The organism is Hahella sp. NS-SX17, from assembly GCF_057367735.1.
The window spans coordinates 5,749,225-5,771,814 of record NZ_CM170632.1 but is presented as its reverse complement, the minus strand read 5'-3'; the positions used below and the strand labels follow the sequence as shown (position 1 = coordinate 5,771,814).

The 22,590-nt window shown below is 53.1% G+C and carries 20 protein-coding genes; 13 read left to right on the top strand and 7 right to left on the bottom strand.

The window, feature by feature from the left end:
• The first annotated feature begins 156 nt into the window (after positions 1-156).
• Positions 157-2,106, top strand: a complete 1,950-nt coding sequence (acs, locus tag AC2IBB_RS25655) for an acetate--CoA ligase (RefSeq protein WP_486329548.1) — start codon at positions 157-159, stop codon at positions 2,104-2,106.
• 105 nt (positions 2,107-2,211) lie between these two features.
• The gene (locus tag AC2IBB_RS25650) at positions 2,212-2,883 is read left to right on the top strand and encodes a response regulator transcription factor (protein WP_216734866.1); all 672 of its coding nucleotides are present in this window, start codon (positions 2,212-2,214) and stop codon (positions 2,881-2,883) included.
• Positions 2,884-2,914: 31 nt separating this feature from the next.
• On the opposite strand, the gene AC2IBB_RS25645 is transcribed toward AC2IBB_RS25650, so the two are convergent.
• A complete protein-coding gene (locus AC2IBB_RS25645; protein ID WP_486329547.1) occupies positions 2,915-6,424 on the bottom strand; it encodes a hybrid sensor histidine kinase/response regulator in 3,510 nt (1,169 codons plus the stop codon).
• Between the two features lie 347 nt (positions 6,425-6,771).
• On the opposite strand from AC2IBB_RS25645, the gene AC2IBB_RS25640 reads away from it, so the two are divergent.
• Positions 6,772-7,038 carry a DUF4212 domain-containing protein gene (locus AC2IBB_RS25640; RefSeq protein ID WP_011398819.1) on the top strand — a complete coding sequence of 89 codons (267 nt, stop codon included), beginning with the start codon at positions 6,772-6,774 and terminating at the stop codon, positions 7,036-7,038.
• Between the two features lie 18 nt (positions 7,039-7,056).
• Positions 7,057-8,832, top strand: a complete 1,776-nt coding sequence (locus AC2IBB_RS25635; RefSeq protein WP_486329546.1) for a sodium:solute symporter family protein — start codon at positions 7,057-7,059, stop codon at positions 8,830-8,832.
• Positions 8,833-8,892: 60 nt separating this feature from the next.
• Here AC2IBB_RS25635 and AC2IBB_RS25630 read toward each other — a convergent pair whose 3' ends face one another.
• Both AC2IBB_RS25630 and ppnP read right to left on the bottom strand, forming a co-directional pair.
• Entirely contained in the window at positions 8,893-9,279 is a 387-nt protein-coding gene (locus AC2IBB_RS25630) for a hypothetical protein (protein ID WP_486329545.1), read from the bottom strand.
• A gap of 172 nt (positions 9,280-9,451) precedes the next feature.
• Positions 9,452-9,733, bottom strand: coding sequence for a pyrimidine/purine nucleoside phosphorylase (gene ppnP / locus AC2IBB_RS25625; RefSeq protein ID WP_486329544.1), 282 nt, complete (start codon positions 9,731-9,733; stop codon positions 9,452-9,454).
• A 172-nt stretch (positions 9,734-9,905) separates the two neighbouring features.
• Between ppnP and AC2IBB_RS25620 the strand changes: the two genes are divergently transcribed.
• Entirely contained in the window at positions 9,906-10,394 is a 489-nt protein-coding gene (locus AC2IBB_RS25620; protein WP_486329543.1) for a hypothetical protein, read from the top strand.
• A gap of 25 nt (positions 10,395-10,419) precedes the next feature.
• On the opposite strand, the gene AC2IBB_RS25615 is transcribed toward AC2IBB_RS25620, so the two are convergent.
• Together AC2IBB_RS25615 and AC2IBB_RS25610 are read right to left on the bottom strand one after the other, a co-directional pair.
• A complete protein-coding gene (locus AC2IBB_RS25615; protein WP_486329542.1) occupies positions 10,420-10,626 on the bottom strand; it encodes a hypothetical protein in 207 nt (68 codons plus the stop codon).
• Positions 10,627-10,808: 182 nt separating this feature from the next.
• On the bottom strand, positions 10,809-11,087 hold the full coding sequence (locus tag AC2IBB_RS25610) for a hypothetical protein (RefSeq protein ID WP_486329541.1): 279 nt from the start codon (positions 11,085-11,087) through the stop codon (positions 10,809-10,811).
• A 634-nt stretch (positions 11,088-11,721) separates the two neighbouring features.
• Between AC2IBB_RS25610 and AC2IBB_RS25605 the strand changes: the two genes are divergently transcribed.
• The 5 genes from AC2IBB_RS25605 to AC2IBB_RS25585 all read left to right on the top strand — a co-directional run bounded on the left by AC2IBB_RS25605 (position 11,722) and on the right by AC2IBB_RS25585 (position 15,474).
• Positions 11,722-12,930 carry an RtcB family protein gene (locus AC2IBB_RS25605; protein WP_486329540.1) on the top strand — a complete coding sequence of 403 codons (1,209 nt, stop codon included), beginning with the start codon at positions 11,722-11,724 and terminating at the stop codon, positions 12,928-12,930.
• Between the two features lie 45 nt (positions 12,931-12,975).
• Positions 12,976-13,134: a hypothetical protein gene (locus tag AC2IBB_RS25600; RefSeq protein WP_486329539.1), complete on the top strand. Its 159-nt coding sequence runs from the start codon at positions 12,976-12,978 to the stop codon at positions 13,132-13,134.
• Positions 13,135-13,394: 260 nt separating this feature from the next.
• A complete protein-coding gene (locus tag AC2IBB_RS25595) occupies positions 13,395-13,724 on the top strand; it encodes a DUF2288 domain-containing protein (RefSeq protein WP_486329538.1) in 330 nt (109 codons plus the stop codon).
• A 68-nt stretch (positions 13,725-13,792) separates the two neighbouring features.
• Positions 13,793-14,503 carry an alanyl-tRNA editing protein gene (locus AC2IBB_RS25590; RefSeq protein ID WP_486329537.1) on the top strand — a complete coding sequence of 237 codons (711 nt, stop codon included), beginning with the start codon at positions 13,793-13,795 and terminating at the stop codon, positions 14,501-14,503.
• Between the two features lie 2 nt (positions 14,504-14,505).
• Positions 14,506-15,474, top strand: a complete 969-nt coding sequence (locus AC2IBB_RS25585; protein WP_486329536.1) for a WG repeat-containing protein — start codon at positions 14,506-14,508, stop codon at positions 15,472-15,474.
• A 729-nt stretch (positions 15,475-16,203) separates the two neighbouring features.
• Here the strand turns inward: AC2IBB_RS25585 and AC2IBB_RS25580 are convergent.
• Positions 16,204-16,617 carry a hypothetical protein gene (locus tag AC2IBB_RS25580; protein ID WP_486329535.1) on the bottom strand — a complete coding sequence of 138 codons (414 nt, stop codon included), beginning with the start codon at positions 16,615-16,617 and terminating at the stop codon, positions 16,204-16,206.
• Between the two features lie 169 nt (positions 16,618-16,786).
• Here AC2IBB_RS25580 and AC2IBB_RS25575 point away from each other — a divergent pair, with 169 nt between their 5' ends.
• From AC2IBB_RS25575 to AC2IBB_RS25565, 3 genes are all read left to right on the top strand, one after another.
• Complete coding sequence (locus AC2IBB_RS25575; RefSeq protein WP_486329534.1) at positions 16,787-17,584, top strand: helix-turn-helix domain-containing protein; 798 nt, start codon at positions 16,787-16,789, stop codon at positions 17,582-17,584.
• A 174-nt stretch (positions 17,585-17,758) separates the two neighbouring features.
• Complete coding sequence (locus AC2IBB_RS25570) at positions 17,759-18,307, top strand: hypothetical protein (protein ID WP_486329533.1); 549 nt, start codon at positions 17,759-17,761, stop codon at positions 18,305-18,307.
• Complete coding sequence (locus AC2IBB_RS25565) at positions 18,304-19,503, top strand: iron-containing alcohol dehydrogenase (RefSeq protein ID WP_486329532.1); 1,200 nt, start codon at positions 18,304-18,306, stop codon at positions 19,501-19,503. The genes AC2IBB_RS25570 and AC2IBB_RS25565 overlap by 4 nt, the downstream gene beginning before the upstream one ends.
• A gap of 63 nt (positions 19,504-19,566) precedes the next feature.
• Here the strand turns inward: AC2IBB_RS25565 and rapA are convergent, their stop codons facing one another.
• Positions 19,567-22,470, bottom strand: a complete 2,904-nt coding sequence (gene rapA / locus AC2IBB_RS25560) for an RNA polymerase-associated protein RapA (protein WP_486329531.1) — start codon at positions 22,468-22,470, stop codon at positions 19,567-19,569.
• Positions 22,471-22,590: the final 120 nt, after the last annotated feature.

The window sequence follows — 22,590 nt, the reverse complement described above, 5'->3', positions numbered from 1 at the left end:
CGCCAATCTATTGAGCGCCTTTGCTTTTGGCTGTTTATGGCAAGCCGATATACCAAGGTCTAATACAGAGGGATGGTTCGCGGGAGTAGAAAAAAGAAGGCTTCAGGCCTTAACACATACTGCTTCAACAATAATAAAAGAAGAGAGTGCAAGACTATGAGTGCGTCTACTGTTTATCCGTCCAAAGCGGAAATCATCCAACATTCCTTTCTCGACGAACAGAAATACCAGGACCTTTATCGGCAGTCGATCACCGAGCCGGAAAAGTTCTGGGCCGAGCATGCGCAACGCCTGGACTGGTTCAAGCCCTTCAGTAAGGTCAAAGATACTTCCTTTCAAGCGCCGGATGTGCATATTCGCTGGTTTGAAGACGGCTATCTGAATGTCTCCTATAACTGTCTTGATCGTCACCTTGAGCATCGCGGCGACCAGACGGCGATTATCTGGCAAGGGGATAATCCCAGCGAGCACCAGCATATCAGCTATCGCGAATTGCATGCGGCGGTGTGCCGGTTCGCTAATGTACTGAAAGCCCAGGGCGTCGCTAAAGGTGACGTGGTGACCTTATACATGCCTATGATCCCGGAAACCGCGGTGGCCATGTTGGCCTGCACCCGTATCGGCGCGGTGCATTCCGTGGTGTTCGGCGGTTTTTCTCCAGAAGCCTTGGCGAGTCGTATATTGAATGGCCGCTCTAAACTAGTGATCACGGCGGACGAGGGGCTGCGCGGGGGTAAAACTATTCCGCTCAAGGCCAATGTGGACGCGGCGCTGGCGCGTCCTGATCTGGATATGGTGGAAAAGGTCATTGTGGTCAAACGCACCGGCGCCGATGTGGCGTGGCGGGAAGGTCGCGACCTGTGTTATCAGGAGGTCATGGCGCAAGCGTCTGACGACTGCCCCGCGGAAGTGATGAATGCGGAAGATCCTCTGTTTATTCTCTACACGTCCGGCTCCACCGGCGCGCCTAAAGGCGTGCTGCACACCACGGGCGGTTATCTGACATACGTATCGCTGTCTCACCAATATGTTTTCAACTATCGGGAAGGCGATGTGTTCTGGTGCACCGCGGACTTTGGCTGGATCACCGGCCACAGCTACGTGTTGTACGGACCGTTGAGCAACGGCGCTACGACTCTGGTTTATGAGGGCGTGCCGAACTATCCGGACCTGTCCCGCTTCTGGCGGATTGTCGAGCAACATAAAGTGAATCTGTTCTACACCGCGCCGACGGCGATACGCGCCATCATGGCGGCGGGGGATGAACTGGCCCAGACGGCGGATCGCAGCTCATTGCGGGTGATGGGAAGCTGCGGAGAGCCGATCAATCCAGAAGCCTGGGAGTGGTTCTATCGGGTGGTGGGGGACTCCCGTTGCCCGATCATGGATACCTGGTGGCAGACCGAAACCGGCGGCATCATGATCACGCCCATCGCCGGGGTGAATGATCTTAAACCCGGCTCCGCGACGCGACCCTTTTTTGGCGTACAGCCGGCGCTGGTGGATAACGTGGGCAATGAGATCTCCGGAGCCGGCGAGGGCAACCTGATCATCAAAGACGGCTGGCCAGCGCAAATGCGCACCATCTATGGGGATCACGACCGATTTGTGAAAACCTATTTCTCTACTTTTTACGGCGCCTATTTCACCGGAGATGGTGCGCGCAGGGATGAAGACGGGTACTATTGGATAACCGGCAGAGTGGATGACGTCATCAACGTGTCCGGGCACCGGATGGGAACCGCGGAAGTGGAGAGTGCGCTGGTTTCTCACCCCAAAGTGGCGGAGGCGGCCGTGGTCGGATATCCGCACGCCATCAAGGGACAGGGCATATATGTATACATAACGCTTAATGTAAGCGAAGCGCCGACTGACGCCCTGAAGGAAGAGTTGCGACAGTGGGTGAGAAAAGAAATCGGTCCTGTGGCGTCGCCTGACGTTATACAGTGGGCGCCGGGATTACCGAAAACCCGATCTGGAAAGATAATGCGGCGCATTCTGCGTAAGATCGCCGCCGACGAGCACGACAACCTGGGCGACGTATCGACCCTGGCCGATCCGTCCGTGGTTGACGAGTTGGTCGCCAATCGGGTTGGAGCGCCATAACGTCGACTCTTCCAACTGATATCGGCGTTGACGTTATCCCTGTTGCAGGACTATGAAAAGCACATAGATCAGAAATTCTTAACTGAGCAATGAAAGAGGGGGCTCATGTTAATGTCGCAACAGATAATCATCGCCGATGATCATCCGCTGTTTCGCGCCGCGCTCAAGCAAGCGGTCACTCAGGCGGTGCGGTTTGTGGACGTGGTGGAGGTGGAATCCATCGCAACCCTGCAGGATGCGGTGGTGGCCAATCCGGATGCGGATCTGGTTCTGCTTGATTTGAATATGCCGGGCGCTCACGGATTTTCCGGGTTGGTGTTCATGCGTGGACAATATCCGGGACTGCCTGTGGTGATCGTCTCCGGCAGCGAAGAGTTGCAGGTGATTCGCCGCGCTATCGATTACGGCGCCTCCGGCTTTATTCCCAAGTCGGCGCCCTTGGACGAGATTTCTCAGGCGATCCAGGCGGTGCTGAATGGCGAAGTCTGGTTGCCGGCGGATGTCGCCGCCAAGATCGATTCCGTCAAGGCGGAGCACTCAGACTTCTCCGAACGTCTGGCCACGCTGACGCCGCAGCAGTTCCGTGTGTTGGGAATGCTGACGGAAGGCATGCTGAACAAACAGATCGCCTACGATCTGGATGTATCGGAAGCCACCGTCAAGGCGCATATCACGGCTTTGTTCCGTAAACTGGGCGTGCGTAACCGTACTCAGGCGGTCATCGCGGTGCAGCAGATGGAAGTGGAGCAGCAGCAACAGGCCGCTCACTCCGGTTAATGCAATTGCCAGTGCGGGCTTGAGTCGAGTCTCAGGCCCGCGCCAGCATCTTGTTGATCATCGCTCTCAACGCGGCCGGCTTCACCGGCTTGTGCAAAATCTGATAACCCCTGTCTTTTGCATCTTGCTTCACTTCATCGGTATTCAGCGCCGTAATTAACACGCCCGGCCGCCGCGTCGGCATGGTCTCCTGCAGCATATCCATGGTATCCAGCCCGTTCTCGCCATCGTCCAACTGATAGTCCGCCAACAGGATGTCCGGCGCTTGTTCGGCGCATAGGGTCTTGGCGGCTTCGGGAGCCCGTGCGGTGCGCACCGTGCATCCCCAGCCTTCCAGCAGTGCGCGCATGCCGTCCAGAATCACTTGTTCATTGTCGATGCAGAGAATGTTGACGCCTTTCAGGCTTCCCAGCGCGCGGGGCGTTTTGGCTGCGTCGGCGGGTTTGTCGACAGGTTTGACGCCGAGCGGAATGGTGACAGCGAACTTGCTGCCCTGTCCCACCCAGGATTGAACTTCCACCGGATAGTTCAGCATGCGGCAGATACGATCGACGATCGCCAGACCCAGGCCAAGGCCTTTCTTTTCCGTCTGCCCGTGATTCAGACGTTTGAACTCTTCGAAGATGGATTCCAGCTGGTCTTTCGGAATGCCAGGGCCAGTATCCCAGACTTCAATCCGCACATGATCCTTGAGGCGGCGACAGCCGAGGACAATGCGCCCCTGACGGGTATATCGAATCGCGTTGGTCAGGAAGTTCTGAATCACCCGGCGCAGCAACTGGTGGTCGGAATAAACGTAACAGTTGCTGGGCAGCGTGCGCATAGTGAGGCCGTTTTCCGCCGCAATGACGGTAAATTCGGTGTTCAGGTGGCGCAATAACTCGTTGATATTAAAGGTAGTGAAGTGCGGCTCCAGAGCGCCGGCGTCCAGTTTGCTGATATCGAGAAGAGTGCTGAGAATCTCTTCCGCAGCATTGAGGGAGCTGTCGATATGGCTCACCAGCTCGCTGTATTCCTCATTGTTTTTCACTTTGTTGGAAAGCGCGGAGGAGAACAGGCGCGCGGCGTTGAGCGGTTGCAGCAGATCGTGACTCGCCGACGCGAGGAAGCGGGTTTTACTCAGATTGGCGTTTTCCGCCGCGGACTTTGCTTTCACCAACTGCTTGTTCAGTTTGGATAGTTCTTCGGTGCGTTCTTTTACCCGCTGCTCCAGATAGGTATTGGTTTCTTTTAACGCCAACTCTGTCCGGCGCATGCCGGTAATGTCAGAGAAGGTAGTAACGAAGCCCCCATCCGGCATGGGGCTGCCCTGGATCAGTATTACCGTTCCGTCAGGGCGCGTGCGTTCATACTCATGAGGGCGGCCTTCCGCCATCATCTGTAGGCGACGCTCTACAATCTTTTGCGCTCGACGGGCGGGAACATGGTTCATCAGCAGGTTGTAACGCAACAGGTCCGCAACGGGACGGCCGACGCGCATAAAGCCTTTGGGGTAATTAAAAATCTCCACATAGCGGCTGTTCCAGGCTACCAAGTTGAGCGACTTGTCCGCTACCGATACTCCCAGATTCATGTTCTCGATGGCGGCTTGTAACAGCTCCCGGTTGAACTTGATGACCTGGGACGCTTCATCGACGATGCTCACGACATCTTCGATCTGCATCTCCTGGCCCTTCAAGGCGGAGTTCAGCACTACCCGTGCGGTGGAGGAGCCGATGACGCTGGCCAGATGTTTTTCGATGTGTTTGATCAGCTCCACACTGGCGGGCTTGGAAGGATGCAGCTTGACCCGGTTGCGACGGGAAAAGTCTCGGAATGCGTCACGAGTGCGTTCTTCGCCCAGAAAACGCTCTGATAAGGCGCTGATATCTTCAATGGTAGCCTCGCTTAACCAAGTGGTGGGGCTGGCCCCGGCGTCTTGCGCGCTGTCGAAAAACGAAGCCACTTGTATTTTCTCAATCACCCGTTGCGTGGTCGCCAGGGAGACAGTGATATAAAGGAACAGGTTTATACCCACGCTCCAAAGGGCTCCATGGGTGATGGTGTCCAGGCCCTCCAGTCCGAACAGCGCAGTAGGGCGGGTCCACTCCATGCTGAACAAGCCGGTGCTGATCAAGGCGGAATCGATTTGGTTGACGCTGATTAACGAGGGGATCAGCAGAGTGTAGATCCAGGTGGCGAAGCCGAAAATCAGTCCGACAATGGCGCCCTGACGATTGCCGTGCCGCCATACGATTCCTCCGATCAATGCGGGTGCGAATTGCGCTACTGCGACAAAAGAGAGCAGTCCGATAGACGCCAGAGAGAAGTGGCTGCCCATCATGCGGTAATAGCCAAAAGCCGCCAGCAACGTAACCAGGATCGTGGCGCGGCGAATGTTTAACAGCCAGAAATGCACGTTCTTTTTGCGAGACAGATCCAGCGCCTGTATTCGCAGCAGTAGCGGTACAATGATTTCATTACAGAACATGGTGCTGAGCGTGACGGTGGATACGATCACCATACTGGTGGCGGCGGAGCCCCCGCCGATGAAGGACAATACAGCCAGCCATTCATGACCCGCCACCACAGGCAAGCTGAGCACGAATATGTCCGGGTCGACGGTGCCATTGGGGTAGGTCAGGATACCCGCCGCAGCGATGGGTATTACAAACAGTATCAGGAAAAACAAATACAGAGGCAGCGCCCAGCGTGCAGTGTAGATATCGCGAGGCTCGTAGTTTTCCACCACCGTAACGTGGAACTGGCGCGGCAGGCAGATAATCGCGAACGCCGCCAGTAACGTCTGCACCAGGAAGTTGCTCGGAGAAATGGCGCCGAAACTGAAAGCGCCGTCTTGTTTTGACTGCTGCAGCCGTTGAACCAGGTCTCCCAGCCCATCGAACATCACAAAACACACCAGAATACCGACGGCGATAAAAGCGATGAATTTGATGATGGATTCAAAGGCGATCGCCTGAATCATGCCTCTATGATGTTCAGTCGCATCGATATGACGAGTGCCGAACAAGATCGTGAACAGGCCCATCACCCCTGCAATATATAAAGCGGTGTCCTGAAACAGCGGCAACGCTTCCCGGTTGGGCTGCAACGCGCCTTCCGTTAGCACGTTGTATCCAGTAGATACTGCTTTAAGTTGCAGTGCGATGTAGGGAAGAATACCGACGATGGCGATGATGCTGACCATAACGGCCAGAGTCTGCGACTTGCCGTAACGTGTGGCGATAAAATCGGCGATGGAGGTGGTGTTGTGCCGTTTACTGATTCGAATAATGCGCGATAACAACGGGGCCCCAAAAATGAAAACCAGCATGGGGCCTATATAGATGGGAAGATACCCAAGCCCCGTCGCCGCTGCTGACCCCACCGCGCCAAAAAACGTCCATGAGGTGCAATAAACCGCCAATGAAAGGCTATACACCGCCACCCGGGTGCGTTCGTTCACATACATGCGTGGGCTCTGATCTCCCACATAGGCGATGGCGAAGAGCAAGCCGATATAAGCAATGGAAACCGTAAAAAGCAAAAAACCGTTAATCATCAGCGGAATTATCTTGGTTGCGGGAATTTAAAAGCACGAGTTTCAATGATAAGCGGGCAAGGGGGATATTTCTAAGTTTTCCTTTTCTTTGTTCTTCTATATGCATATTGAAATATATTTCGCCGCTTCATTGTTTGTGTAGTTATTTTGATCATGTGCAAGCGTATTTGTTTCGGTTTATACCTATGTCTAATTGTGTAGACTTTGGTCGGAAATGACTTTGACCTTTATACGTAACATCCTGAAATTTATAGGCAAAAATACTTATACCAAGGTCTAGATTTTCTCTCGCGGCGGCGGTGTTATCTTGATTACACCGATAAAAATAACAACGCGGAGGAGTCGGTATGTCGAGTGAAAAAGCTTCGGCCAAGGCCGCTTATTGGCGCGCCAACCTGAAACTACTGTTTATACTTTTGACGATCTGGTTCGTCGTTTCCTATGGTTGCGGCATTCTCTTCGTGGATGCCCTGGACACCATCAAAATAGGTGGCTTCCCCTTAGGTTTCTGGTTCGCCCAGCAGGGCTCCATCTACACCTTTGTTGTACTGATATTTGTGTATGTCTGGCGTATGAACAAGCTTGACCGCAAACATGACGTACACGAAGAATAAACGTAGTAGGAGGCCTAAATGGATACCCAGGTTTTAGTTTATATTGTTGTCGGCGCGACCTTTGCTCTCTATATCGGGATAGCAATCTGGTCAAGAGCCGGTTCTACCAGTGAGTATTATGTCGCAAGCAAAGGCGTGCACCCTATTGCGAACGGTATGGCCACTGGCGCCGACTGGATGTCGGCGGCGTCGTTTATTTCTATGGCGGGCATTATTTCGTTTGTTGGTCGCGACGGTTCGGTCTATCTGATGGGATGGACTGGCGGTTACGTGCTGCTGGCGATGTGTCTCGCGCCCTATTTGCGCAAGTTCGGCAAGTTCACCGTGCCTGAGTTCGTGGGGGAGCGTTACTACTCTCAGGCGGCGAGGATGGTGGCGGTCGTCTGCGTTATCTTTATCTCCTTTACTTATGTCGCAGGGCAGATGCGCGGCGTAGGTATTGTGTTCTCCCGTTATCTCGAAGTGGACATCAACCTTGGCGTCATGATTGGCATGGGCATCGTGTTTATCTATGCAGTGCTCGGCGGCATGAAAGGCATCACCTACACCCAGGTGGCGCAATACTGCGTCATGATTCTTGCGTATATGATTCCGGCTATCTTCATTTCCATACTCGTGACTGGCAACCCCATTCCTCAGCTTGGATTTGGCGGTACGGTGGAGGGAACGGATACCTATCTGCTGGACAAACTCAACCAGATTTCGCTGGATCTCGGTTTCGCGGAATATACCAGTGGGGCTAAGTCTACTATAGACACGTTCGCAATCACCTTGGCTTTGATGGTGGGAACAGCGGGACTCCCGCACGTTATCGTGCGCTTCTTCACGGTGCCTAAAGTCAGCGATGCGCGTTTGTCTGCAGGGTGGGCGTTGCTGTTCATCGCTATTCTATACACCACGGCTCCAGCGGTAGCTTCTTTCGCCCGATTGAACCTGGTGCAGACTGTCAATAATGCGGAATATCAGCAGTTGCCAGGATGGTTCCAAAATTGGGAGAACGCTGGCTTGCTGGCATGGCAGGACAAGAACGGCGACGGCAAAATTCAATACTCCGCCGGTGCGCCGTTTGCGGGTAAACCGGACTTCGCAGCTGATCAACGCGGCGCCAGTGGTGAGCGTGCGCTGACTAACGCTCCGTCAGAAGGCGCTAATGAGCTATATGTCGACCGCGATATTATGGTGCTGGCGAACCCGGAAATTGCTCAACTGCCTGGCTGGGTGGTGGCGTTAATCGCCGCTGGCGGACTGGCGGCGGCGCTGTCTACCGCTGCGGGGCTGCTGCTGGTTATCTCTACCTCCATTTCTCATGACTTGTTGAAGAGTAACCTGATGCCGAATATTTCGGAGAAGCAGGAATTGCTGGCGGCGCGTATTGCTGCGGCGGCGGCCATTGCGGTAGCGGGCTATTTCGGTATCAATCCGCCGGGATTCGTTGCTCAGGTAGTGGCCTTCGCCTTCGGGTTGGCGGCGGCGTCCTTCTTCCCTGCGATTATCATGGGAATCTTCTACAAGCGTATGAACAAAGAAGGTGCGATTGCAGGAATGCTGACAGGTCTTATATTCACCTTCAGCTACATCGTCTACTTCAAGTTTGTGAATCCTGCGGCGAATACGCCGGAGCACTGGTGGTTCGGCATTTCGCCGGAAGGCATCGGTACGCTGGGTATGGTTTTCAACTTCGTTGTCTCTACAGTGGTAGCGAAGATGACTGCGGAGCCTCCCGCCCATATTCAGGAGTTGGTGGAGGATATTCGTGTTCCCAGAGGCGCTATTGCGCCAGTGGCTGGCCATTGATTGGCAAGTAGATACAAAAGCGCCTGAGGGCGCTTTTTTTATGGGGCGAGGTCTGTTGTCTCAGCGCAGCTGAATTTTTCCGCCACCAGGCATTCCGCCGCCCATTCCTTCCTGGCCAGGAACAACGATGGAAGAGGCTGCTTGTCTGCGCATCTCTTTAAGCTCCTCGATAGTCTGGTGCATAGCCTTGTTAGCTGCTTCAGAGAACATTTTTACGGCTTGTTCCAGAGAGTCCGCTTCCAGCTCGAAGTTCAGAGGCAGGGCGCCGGCTGGGGTCATCATTTGAGTTTGGCCGTAGTACAGCACTTTGCGCGACTCGTCTTGTGCGCCATTGGCGTCCACTGGGGTCAGGCGTCTGATAGCGCCGATCTTCTGATCTGTAATGACTTCTTCCAGATACAGGTTATTGGCGTCCATGGTCATCTCGGGGATTTGAGATTCATTCATTTTGTCTTGTCCCGAATTAGTTGGTTTGAATATTAACTTTACTAGATGGCGGCCATATGGACGATTTCAACCCTAATTCATTTTTGCTATGTTGCCGGCTTAGCTAACGACTTGTTTCAAAATGAAAAAAGGGTGTCCTAGGGCGTATTGGGCGGCTACTGTAAATACGCTTTTACCCGTAAGTGCACAGATAAGCGGTGTCAACTGCAACCTTCAGATTAAATGTGGCGTTCGCCGGTATCTCAAACTGGTCTCCCGCATTGAATCGCGTCCAGCTTTCGCTCCCGGGTAGCTTGGCGCTCAAGGCACCGCTTACAACGGTCATCGTTTCATGCTGACTGGTGGAAAATTCATAGTCTCCAGGAATCATGACGCCGACCGTCGCCGGCAGAGTCGCTGTTTGGAAAGCGATGGATTTTACTCTGCCGTTAAAGTACTCATTTACCTTCAACATGGTTATTTCTCCAATAATTGGGGAGGCAGTATAACACAGGGTTGTAACGTTCTGTTGCGACATGTTTTGTTTGGTAAAAGTGTGCGCTGATGGGCAGGTTGCAGGGGAGAATGCTCACTCTTTGTCGATGGCTGAATGGTTAAAGTAGAGCAATGATGAACAGGAGGTGGGAATGTCTTCGGCGATGCCAAGCAAATTTTTAAAGTTGAAGGTTTTGGCGGATGTGCCGCGTGCAGAATACGTGGAGCCGTCGAAACAAAGCAGATCGCTGGACAAAGGCTCTCGGCTTGATTTTGTACGCATGCTGCGTAAGAGCGCTAAAGCGGAAGCGCCTGCGCCAAAGCGGGCCCCCAAGGTTAAGAAAACATTCAATGCCGCTGTTTGGTTGCGTTTTTTGACGCCGCCAGAGCAGCCCGTATCTTTGTGGATCATGTATCGCGATGATCGTGGAGAGTTTGCGGTAATGGTCGATGAGGCGAGACTGAGCACAAGCACTTCAACCATGCTTTCTGGCTGTGTAACGCTGGAAGTGCAAGGAGAGATTAGTTATATGAAAGCCTGCTGTGGTGGAACCCGGGATGGTGAAACTTTTGCGGTTGAAGAGCTCTACGTACAGCGCCATGCCAGCGAACAGGCGGCGACAAACCAACGCTCCGCCTGAATCTCCCTAAGACATTCCCTTTTTGTTACCCGGCTTTCATGGTATTCATGAGGCTGGGTTGCGCCTGTTGGGGGTCCTCTTCACACTCTTGCTGAGCCGTTGCGTCAGCAATGTCATTCACCAGTGATTTAGGCATTCTACCCCAGTCCAACCCCGTAATACGGTTGAGCGCACTCAGCGCCGACGAAGGTCGGGTACTGCTGATGTGGATAACTTTTGTCGATTTAGCCATCTTACGCGCTCCAGAAAAATCCTTGTCATCTAATAAGCTATTTGCGTGCCAATATTTTTTATTCAATAAAAACAAATGGTTAGAGTGTTTTTTGTTGTGGGCGTCTGACCCAAAGTGACATTTAGCGTCAGTTTGTGACAGAAGTACGAGAATTTGGGAAGAAATAGAAAGCTATGAATTGACTACAGGTCATTCAGGGCTTTCCAGGCATCCTCGTAGGTTAGCCGGACGCCTGTCTTTCGTTTCAATTGGCGCAAGCGGCGGATAGCCCAGTATAGCTGCCCGCGGTCTCGCAGTTGGCGAATGTCGTCCAAGCCGGTATCTTTTAGGGGTTTGAGCCTGCCTCGATGGATAGTCCATTGCTCAAGTAGAAACAACAGCACGTAATAAGCCAAGAAAGCGACCCCCATCAGCAGTAGCAATTGCGCCCAGTGGGCGGCATCAGAAGATAAGTCGAACATTAGAGGCTCCTTTTCTTTCTTAAGTCTGATTCCATGGCGTCCAAAGCAGAGTTTTGCACAGATAAACGAAGGATTCATCATCGAGCTATTCAGGCTAACTCGGCGGTTGCGCGGGGGGAAGTCATGTCGTATCATCTCGCGCTCGGTTTTCGGCTAAGCGGCTTTCGCTGAAAACCAAAGCTACAAGCTGTTTAATGATAGAGAGTCGCGTAGAAATCTAATTTTAAGGAGGCATTTGAAAGTGTTGGTAAGTCAGAGCAAAAAATCAGACTAGAAGCCTTTCAAGTGCGTTGGCTTGAAAGGCGAGTAAATAGAGCCTTTCGAGCCGGGACCCTTCCATACGAAAACCCCGGTCGACGGATGTTGATCGGGGTTTTTGCGTTCTAAGACCCTCGCTCAGGCTCATTTTCATGTAGAAGGTCTTATTATCGGCGCTTATAGGCGCAGACAAGTAAGACTTTATAAGGACGTCAACGCTCATGTTATTAATCAGGCGGACAAATAGCTTCTTTCTATTTGTCTCGACAGGGTCTGTCTCCCGCGGCTAGCCGCCGCGCAGGCGCATCCCTGCGCTTGATTATCAACATGCCAATATCATTGCCATGTTAATAACTAGCGTTGACGCAGGAATTTTATGCCTGTTTTTATTGAGTTAAATAAATCTGGGGATACTGGCTCAGTACCAGTGAAGATTTTCACTGCGGAAGTAGAGTATCAGGCCATGTCCCAACTGAAGAACCTGGCGCGATTGCCAATCATTCATTCCCACATTGCGGCTATGCCGGATGTGCATGTGGGGATTGGCGCTACTGTGGGATCTGTTATCCCCACGCGTAGCGCTATTATTCCGTCCGCTGTAGGGGTGGACATAGGATGTGGCATGAATGCCGTCAGATTATCGTTGAAAGCATCGCAATTGCCGGACGATTTAAGCCGGATTCGGACGGCTATCGAACGAGCGGTGCCTGTCGGGCAGCGTGCGCATTCTTCCGTTTCGTCCAGGTTTGCGGCCTGCAAAACGCTGGCGTCAGGGGCGGATAGATTGCTTGAGCTGCACCCGAAACTAAGCAAAATGCTTCCGCGGGCGCAACAAACGTGGGTGCGACAACTTGGAACACTGGGGAGTGGCAACCACTTCATAGAAGTGTGTGTCGATCAAAGTCAGGATGTCTGGGTAATGCTGCATTCAGGTAGCCGAGGTATCGGCAACGTGATTGGGCGGTATTTTATCGAGCGCGCACGTAAGGATATGTCCCGGCATATCGCGAACCTGCCGGACAGGGATCTGGCCTACTTTGAAGAAGGCAGTCCTCACTTTGCGGACTACCTGGACGCTGTAGAGTGGGCCCAGGAATATGCAAGGGTGAACAGGCAGGAAATGCTTGGCCTGACGTTAAGGGCTATGCAGCCATTCCTGCCGACTTTCACGACCACTTGTGAGGCGATCAACTGCCATCACAATTATGTGCAAAAAGAGCGGCACTTCGGCGCGGACATATACGTTACGCGTAAGGGCGCGATCAGTGCGAGGGAAGGGCAGTTGGGCATTATACCGGGAAGTATGGGCGCCCGATCTTTCATCGTGAAAGGTAAGGGAAATCCGGAGTCTTTCTGCTCCTGCTCCCACGGCGCGGGCCGCAAGATGAGTCGTATGCAGGCGCGTCAACGTTTTACTCGCGACGACCTTGAACGGCAGACTGCGGGCGTTGAGTGTAGAAAGGATAAAGGAGTATTGGATGAGATACCCTCAGCGTACAAAGACATTGACGAAGTCATGAAGAATCAATCTGATTTGGTTGAAGTGGTTCATGAACTTAAGCAGCTTATCTGTATCAAAGGATAAGCAAAAACTGTAAAGCCCAACTTGGGTTATTTGGAGAGTGCAAAGATGAGTAAAAAAGCTGGCCGTAAGGCTATTGTAAAAGCCAGAAATCCTCACGCAATTAATCCTCTGATGCGTAAAGGGGGGATTCACGAAAAAAGTGCTGGCGCCAAACGCGCGCAACAAAAACGCCACACCCGGCAGCTTGCCGGGGAGTGGCGTTAACTCATCGGTTCAATTCTCTTCCACGCTGTTTTAGTTCATTTCTTTCTATTCTGCTCACTCCCTCTCACTCCCTTCTATATTTCGCAATTTCGCAGTTCTTGATTTTTCTTTATTGCTCATTTCATTATTCCGAGTAGCCAGCCGCCGCGCTGAGACTTGGCCGGAACATACCTTTCCGGGAAAGTGGATATTGCTCCATGCATTTCTGATAATGTCCGCGAGCCTGACGTTCTGAAAGTTAACTGATTAGAGAATGATTGATGACTGAGATTAATAAAGCCGGTGAGCCTTTGTCTCCGGCGGAAGAGTTGCGCGCGAAACTGGTGTCTGATACGGCGAGAATCAACTGGCGGGAGCTGGAGCGTTTCTATGCGAAAGGTCAGGTGGTGCTGGTGTCTTCACAGCTTGACCTCATAGAGGCGGCGTCGTTGGTAGCGCAAGATGACAAGCAGAAAGTGGAGGCTTGGATTAAAGCCGGTGAGCTGGGCGGTGTATCGGCGGAGACTGCACAGCGTTGGCATGATGAAAGCTACGAGCTTTGGGCGGTTGTCGTGGCGCCTTGGGTGTTGGTTCAAGATAAAACTCCCTGATTTTCGGGCTAAAGCGCAAGCTCGGGAACGGAATAAACCAAAAAGTATATAAGTAGCGCAGGGTGATAATGATGACGCAGGAGCTGTTTAGAGAAGACGCGTACGCCACAGAGTGTGTCGCCAGGGTGGTTGCGGTCAAGGAAAGCGCGGTATTACTGGACCGAACGGTATTTTATCCCCTAGGTGGTGGGCAGCCAGGCGATACAGGTGAACTGGAAGGCCTGGGTGCTCGCGTCTGGAAAGTGATAGACGTTCGAAAAGACCCGGATGGTGAGGGTATCCTGCATATTCTGGATAGCTCGGAAGGCTTGAAGGAAGGAATGGAGGTGTCGCTTCGGATTGACTGGGAGCGGCGTTATGCCCACATGCGTATGCATACCTGTCTACACTTGCTGTGTTCTCTGATAGATGCGCCTGTCACTGGCGGCAATATATCCGCGGACAAAGGTCGCCTGGATTTCTACCTGGATTACTCTCCTGACAAAGTAGATCTGGAAAGTAGAATTAACGGATTAATCGCTGCGAATCATCCTGTGAGTTTTCGTTGGATTACAGATGAAGAGCTGGACGCTCAGCCAGAATTGGTCAGAACCTTATCTGTGCAGCCGCCAAGAGGGGCCGGAAAAGTCAGGTTGGTGAGTGTGGACGGCGTCGACTTACAACCCTGCGGTGGAACTCATGTAAGGAATACATCTGAAATTGGTCCTGTATTAATCGGAAAAATTGAAAATAAAGGCAAAGGCAATCGTCGGATTAATCTTGCGCTGGTGGGCGTGTAGTCATGCTGAATAGGATTTTGTTCTGTCTTGTATTGAGCGCGTTCTTGGTGGTCTGCTTCGGAGGCGTCGCACGGGCGGCGCCTTCGGTTGTAGATGTTTCCGCTCTGCAATGCGAAGTCAAAGACAGCGCGTCTCGCTGCGAAGATAAAATCCAATTCGATATGGGGTATGAGCAAGAGCTGCGAGAAGGTCGTTGTCGTTATCGCTCACTGGAAGGGCTACCGGTTGGCGATCGCTGGTTTGACCATTGCGTTGAGGGTTTTATTGGCGCCTATGCGCAAGTATGCCTTGTTGGACAGATGGGGCGCCTGGGATGCGGAGCGATTAATCACAGTGGTGAAATTGTAATTCCGTTGGTCTATGACCGTATAGAAATCACGCCCTATAGCGCTATTGTCGCTGTCAATTACAACGGTAAATGGGGGTTCTTCAATTTGGATGAAGACCGTCTGCTTCTCGCCCCTCAGTTTTCACGCATCACCAGCTTTAGTGAAGGGCTGGCTTATGTGGAGACTGAGAGTGAAGATATAACGGAACCCGGCTGGATTATTAATGAGCAAGGTTTGCGGGTTGCTTCAGTGATGCGCAAGATTCATGTCGCTGGTCGCTTTTCTGATGGGCTGGCGCCTGCTCGTTCAGATAAATTGTGGGGATACATTAACAGCAAGGGCGAATGGGCCATACCTCCGCAATTCTATAACGCCGGGGAGTTTTCCTCCGGCTATGCGACTGTTCTTGCGATAGACAAGCCTCAGCAGTGGGCGGTAATTGATGTAACTGGCGCGGGGGCGCTCTTTTTTGAGGGCGACCAGCATCGCGTGGGTGACGTGATCGGCGCAGCTGTGGCGGTGACATTCGATTGCGAGAGCGAGCCAGCAGTGGCGACGAGCGTCAGATGCAAGCGATTGTGCCTGGATTTGAATAATCCCAAGTCAGAGTCCACCTGCACTCAGTTGATTGAAACCCGCTGAAACGCTTTCTCTGCCATGTAGGATATTTCCTACACACAGAGCAGACATATAGTATTTTTTTCGCTTCTCAAGATTACTAATATTTAACACGCAAGATGCACAGACGGACGTAAGGATGCGAGGAAAGGAAGCGACAGGGACGATGAATAGCCATAGGAATCGGCAAGGGAAGCGTTCAAATCTCAAGGCGCAGCAAGGAATGCTGCGCCTTCTTGCGTTTTAAGGGAGTAATATAGGGAAAACGGCATCGTCTTACGACACACGGGCGAATGTCTCACGAACCTGGCAGAGAAAGCTTATTTTGTGGCGTCCCATGAATCCGTAATATGGGAACTGTAAGGAGACGAAAGCGAACACCCAGGGATTGGGAAGCAAGGATGCAACAAGGATGATGTCTTCACCGCAGGAAGCGGTCAGGGATTATAGGGATATACGAAAGGCGCGGCTGGGAGGCTGCGCCTTTTGTTTTTTGGGGTGGAGATATTCTTCCTTCGATCTTGGGCGAATGTCTCACAAACCAAGCAGAGAAAGCTTATTTTGTGGCGTCCCATGAATCCGTAATATGGGAACCGTAAGGAGACGAAAGCGAACTCCCAAGGATTGGGAAGCAAGGATGCAACAAGGATGATGTCTTAACCGCAGGAAGCGGTCAGGGATTATAGGGATATACGAAAGGCGCGGCTGGGAGGCTGCGCCTTTTGTCTTTCTGTCTTTCACTTTTGGTCGGCTTCAGACTCCGGCAGTCCCTAAAGCCTCGTTCCTGCCAATAGCGAACTGTTCCAGCAACGCAAGTACGGTTACCGCCAGTGCGAGGGCGACGATCAGAAAGAGTCCAAGTCCTGAGAAATTGCTGCTGAATAACGCAACCACCAGTATGCTGGCCAAAACCCAGGCCCAGTCAAGATAAACGATCCACTTTGAGAACTTATCCTGCCATGCGGGAGAGCGCGCTACGAGAAACACATCTACAGCCCAGATCGCCAGCCCCACCCCTAAACCAACATAAATCTCCGTCGCCAGTCCTCCGACCTTGTCCGCGAACCAGTCTGGGAACAGCATTAAATCAACCGCCAGAAGCAATGAAAGGCCTGCATTCACGTACAGGGTTTTAGCCAGCAATGAGCGATTTCTTACTTGAGTCATACATTTTTCTCCTGATTGAGGTGTCTGCGGGTCTATTTTTGAAGCAGGAGCTAAAGCCAAACAATTACCTCTGAGGTAATGGCGAAAAGTTGCGTCTGGCGGGCATATTGGCCAAATTGAGGTGGGCGGGGGCGCAGGCTCTCTGAAATCAGCGTTGGGAGTGATATCTATGAGCGCATTTGGCGTGAAGTTACGAGAGCTGAGAGAGGCGCGACGGCTCAGTCAGCTTGAGCTTTCTTTGGAGGCGGAAGTGTCTTCGCGACATATCAGCTTTATGGAAACGGGGAGATCTAAGCCCAGTAGAGAGATGGTGTTGCATATGGCGCGGATATTGGGGGCGGATATGTCGACCACCAATAGCCTTCTTACTTTGGCGGGTTTTAGTCAGGTATTTGGCGAAAGGCGTTTGGACGCTGCCTCCATGGCGCCAGTGCGCAAGGCGTTAGAGCAATTGATGAAGTCCCATATGCCGTATCCCGCCGTTGTGCTTGATCGACATTACAATCTGATTCAGGCGAACGCCGCACAGTTGGTTCTAATGCAGCGCCTTGTCGCGGCGGGTATGGTCATCAGCGAAACGCCTAACTTCATGAAGGTCTTCCTGGCGGAGGATGGGCTGCGGCCTTTTGTCGATGATTGGGATGTGCTGGCCTGTCACATGTTACAGCGAGTTTGGAGGGAGCATATACTGGAGTCCGGGTCTGCTGAAGACGACGCATTTATTGAGGCGTTGCTGAGTATCGAAGGTATTCCTTCTGACTGGAAAAAGCGCAATCTGGAGAGCCTGGATAGTCCCGTCATTAACTTCAATATCAATCTGGACGGTGTGAAGTTAAGAATGTTCAGTACGATTTCCAGCTTTGGCGCGCCACTGGATATTACTGTTCGGGATATTCGCATTGAGCATTTCTTTCCACTGGATGAGGTTACGGAAACCTATTGGCGAACTCATTGCGGAGGGCTTTAAGTCAGTTCCACTGCGCTTCATGGCCTTCTATTGACGGAAGCGGGCTTTCTGTCTAGAGTAAAAGCTCTAACTCGCTTGTTGCGTTATGACTTGCCCGGAAAATGCGGTTTTGTCCGGATGTAGCAATACGCATAGCCAAGCAGCGGTATAACAACAACTCAGGGTGGGTGGAGCGTGAGAATTCAGCAACTCAAGAGTCAGACGATCAGCCGCGCCAAACGGCTGTATGTGGCGACCATGATGCAGGTGGTTGGCCGCGCGTTACAGGCAATTTCCCAGGAAGATAATGAAATTCGGCGGGAGTTGTCGGCATTTCCGGAAAACTTCACTTTCGCCATGAAAGTGCTGCCCTCCGGTCCAGGGCTGGCGTTGCGCAAAGCGGCGGATGGCTCGTTTATATTTTTGTCCGATTCTGATGGAGAAGCGGACTTAACCATCTACATCAAACACATCGAACACGCCTTCCGCATGCTTTCATTTCAGGAAAGCACAGCGACTGCGTTCGCCAATGATCGTATGGTCGTGGATGGGGATATTTCCAGCGCAGTGCGAATGGTGCGCGCATTGAACCGTCTTGAAGCTTTTATATTGCCGAAACTGCTGGCTGAGATGGCGATCAAGGAGTATCCGTCAATCACACTCCCGGAGAAACTTATTCAGGGCGCGCGAATATATCTGCGCGTAGCGACCAATTTTTTGTCTGAGCAGAGGAAAGCCGTATGAGCAAAGGGTATTACGAGTTTTTTTGCCCGGTCAAAGTGATCGCAGGCGAGGCTGCGCTGGAGCATATTCCTTTCGAACTCAGCGCGCTGGGTGTATCAAACCCGTTGATGATTACAGATAAAGGCGTGCGCGCTGTGGGGTTGTCGGATTACGTGATTACTGCCTGCAGCGAGGGCGGTGTAGAGATGGCGTCTATCTTTGACGATGTGCCGCCAGACTCGTCGACGGAGGTGGTGCGCAATATCGCAGCCGTGTATCGCGAGCAGGGAGCGGACTCTATTATCGCTGTGGGTGGCGGGTCGGTGATCGATACCGCGAAAGCCGTCAACATCCTGGTTTCTGAAGGAGGCGACAACCTGGCCAAGTACTCTGGCGCAGGTGTGTTGAAACGTGCGCTCAAACCCTTTTTTGTGATTCCTACGACCGCTGGCACAGGATCGGAAGTCACCTCGGTAGCGGTGATCGCCGACCGGAAAAAAGGCGTTAAGCTGCCTTTCGGATCTCCCTTCCTGTTGCCCAATGCGGCGATTATTGATCCGCGCATGACGCTGACATTACCGGCGCATATTACCGCAGCCACGGCCATGGACGCTCTCACCCATGCAGTCGAAGCTTACACTTGCATGGCCAAAAATCCGCTTAGCGACGCTTATGCTTTTTCCGCCGTCAAGAAAATCAGTGAGCATTTGCTGAACGTGATGGATAACCCGAAGGCGTCGCAGGGTCGTTTGGAACTGGCGCAAGCTTCAACTATGGCGGGCATTGCCTTCTCAAATTCAATGGTCGGCTTGGTGCACGCATTGGGGCATGCGTTGGGGGTTATTTGTCATCTGCCTCATGGAATGTGCATGAGCTTGTTCCTGCCTTATGTGCTGGAATATAACCTGCGTAAAGGCAAAATTCGCGAGCCTCTGGCGGAACTGTTGTTACCGTTGGCGGGGGCGCGAGTATACGCCAATACGCCGCCGGAGCAACGCGCGAGACGGGCGGTTGCGGCGATCAGGGAGCTGCGCGATGAGCTGTTTGAGCGTTGTAAGCTACCGCGAACACTGAAAGAAACTGGCAAAGTCAGTCTGGATCTGTTGCCAAAAATTGCAGACGTGGCGATGGATGATGGATCAATTATCTTCAATCCGGCGGAAGCGGACTTTGAGGAAGTGCTGGAAGTGCTAAAAAGCGCTTGGGACGATATGTAAACAGTTAGAACCCGGCTGTGGAATGATCCAACAGCCGGGTGTGCATCTCTGCAAGTCGCCGCCTTAGGTGGCGATCACCACACGTACGGCGTCCAATGTCAGTTGCGCCCCCTTCAGGTATTTCTCCAGGGTTTCCGTTTGCTGGATGAGGAAATCAATCTCATCCTGACGGATATTTGGATTCACCTCCGCCAGCGCTTTCAAGCGCTCAATTTCCGTTTGTTGAGTTTGCAGCATCATGGCGATAGAGCGCTCCACCAGCTCGCTTTTCTGCGCCGCCGCGGTTTTTTCCGCTTTGGCGATCAGTGGTTCTATTTGCGGACGGGCATGACGCACCAGATCCTGAGCGGTGCGCTTGGGCACATTTTCCCCTAACTGCTGCAAATGGGCGGCAGTCAGGATTTTGCCCAGCTCTTTGCCGCTGCTGTCGATCAGCAGGCGCACCGGCTCTTTCGGCAGGAAGCGGTAAAGCTGCAATGCCTTCGGAGCCGGACAGTTGAGGCGGAAGATGGTTTCCACCATCAGCGCGCCGGGTTGTAACGGCGGTAGTTTGATGGTGCACAGCCCGGTGTTGCCGAACTCGCCGCACAGGATCATATCCATAGCGCCGGTCACAATGGGGTGCTCCCAGGTAAGAAACTGCATGTCGTCGCGGCTTAACGCCAAGTCGCGATGGAATGTGGCCGTGACTCCATCTTCAGGCAGCCCGGGGAAGTGGGTGCACTGCATGTGATCACCGGGGCGGAAGATATAGGCGCGTTCGCTGTGTTGCTCCTGGTCCACGCCATATTGGCTGAATATGCGTTCAATGTAGTCTTCCAGCTCTTTGCGTCGCTCGTCATCTACAATCTGCTCAACCAAATCATTCGCTTTCAGCGGGTCGCAGGAGTTGAGCTCCAGCAGCGGATCGCGGCCCTGTTGCAGCGCCTGTAGCGTTTCTTCCGTGAATTGATGTGTATCGGCGATCAGTTGATTGAACTCGTCCCGGTCATCTGTTTGCTCCAGTTCACTTTTCAGGCGCTCGGCAAAGCGCTGGTAAATCGCCGCGCCTGCAGGGCAGGGTCGGCTGAAAGCGTTGATGCCTTCGTTGTGCCAGCGCAGCAGGCGTTCTTGGGCTGAGTTTTCGAAGAACGGAACATGGATGTTCACGTCATAGCGCTGTCCGATGCGGTCCAGACGACCAATGCGTTGTTCCAGAAGATCTGGATTTTGCGGCAAGTCGAATAATACTAAATGTCTGGCGAACTGGAAGTTGCGCCCTTCGCTGCCTATTTCTGAGCAGATAAGCGCCTGAGCGCCGTATTCATCGTCCGCGAAATAAGCGCCGGCGCGGTCTCGTTCCAGCAGAGACAGGCCTTCGTGGAATACCGCAGTACGGTAGCCGCCGCGCAAGCGCAGGAAATCTTCCAGATCCAGGGCGGTTTCCGCGTGAGCGCAGATCACTAGCACTTTCTCCAGGCGATTTTGCTTCAACCATTGCGCCAGCCACTCCACGCGGGAGTCGGTTTTCACCCAGTCTGCGCCCAGCAAACGTTCGGGGTGCAGACGTTGCTCCAGGTTTGCGGAACCTGTCAGGGCGGTCAGCTCTTCTGGTTGAGGGAGAGCGTGTAAGTGCAGTACGCGCTCAGGGAATCCTTTGATGGCGGAGCGGGTATTGCGGAAAAGCACCCGACCTACGCCGTGTTGATCCAACAGCTTGCGTATGGCGCGTTCGACTCGATGCAGGGCTTCTTCCAGGCTGTCCTCATCGGCGTCGACTGCGAACTGCTTTAGTTCGTTCAGTAGCGCGTCCACCGCCTCCTGTCCCAGATAGCCGGCCAGTTTCGCCTGCAGGTCCTTGGACTCTAACAGGCGCGAAGGGCCTGTTTCTCCCAGCAACTCTTTGACTAGATCGTTGACTGGCTGATACTGACTTTCTTCTTCACGGAAGCGCTCAAGATCATGGTAGCGGGCGGGGTCGAGCAGGCGCAGGCGCGCGAAATGACTTTCCAGGCCCAACTGCTCCGGCGTTGCAGTTAACAGCAACAAGCCGGGGGCTTTCTGGGCTAGCGCTTCTATGTGACTGTAGGCGGGACTTTGCTGCTCGGGGGACCATTCCAGGTGATGCGCTTCATCCACAACCAGCATGTCCCACTGGGCGTTCAGGGCGTGTTCGCGCCACTGATCATTGTCAGTGATGAAGTTCAGGCTGCAGAGCACTAGCTGAGAACATTCAAACGGATTTTCCTCGCCGGACTCGGTCAGCGCTTCGCAACGCTCATTGTCGAGGATGCTGAACTGCAGATTGAAGCGGCGCAGCATCTCCACGAGCCATTGATGCAGCAGACTTTCCGGCACAACGATCAGTACGCGCTGAGCGCGTCCACTCAATAACTGATGATGCAGGATCAGGCCCGCTTCGATGGTTTTACCCAGGCCGACTTCATCCGCCAGCAACACTCTGGGAGCATGACGATGCGCCACTTCATTGGCGATGTACATCTGATGGGGCAGAAGCTGCACTCGCGCGCCCATCAGGCCGTAACCCTGGGTCGCCTGCTGGCGGGTTTGAAAGCCAAGGGTTTCCTGGCGCAGAAGATAGCTGCTGAGTTTGTCGACCTGACCGGAAAACAGGCGGTCTTTTGGACTGACGAAATGCACGAAGCTACTTAATTCCAGCTCTGGCAGCGCGACCTTGCGGCCTTTGTCGTCAAGCGCCTCATATACCAGATAGCCTTGTTGCTCTATCACCCCTGCTACGGTGTATTTCCTCTCGTCGTTATCGCTGACATTGTCGCCTACCTGATACTGCACGCGGCTCAAAGGCGCGTTGGCGGCGGAATAGGTGCGCTGCTCGGTGGCGGCGGGAAAGCTGATGGTGATTCTGCGATTGTCGTTTTCGGTGATGATGCCGAGGCCCAGCTCAGGCTCAGTGTTACTGATCCAGCGTTGGCCGATCACAAAATTCGGGGTACTCAATTTACTCATTCTCGCTGTATTTAACGGTGTGCTTCCGGTGTATCCGGAGAGTGCGCATAGGCTCTCCGAAGACGCATCGGACACTGATTGCGGGCGGAGCGCAGTGACGAAAAAGGCGCAATCCGGCGC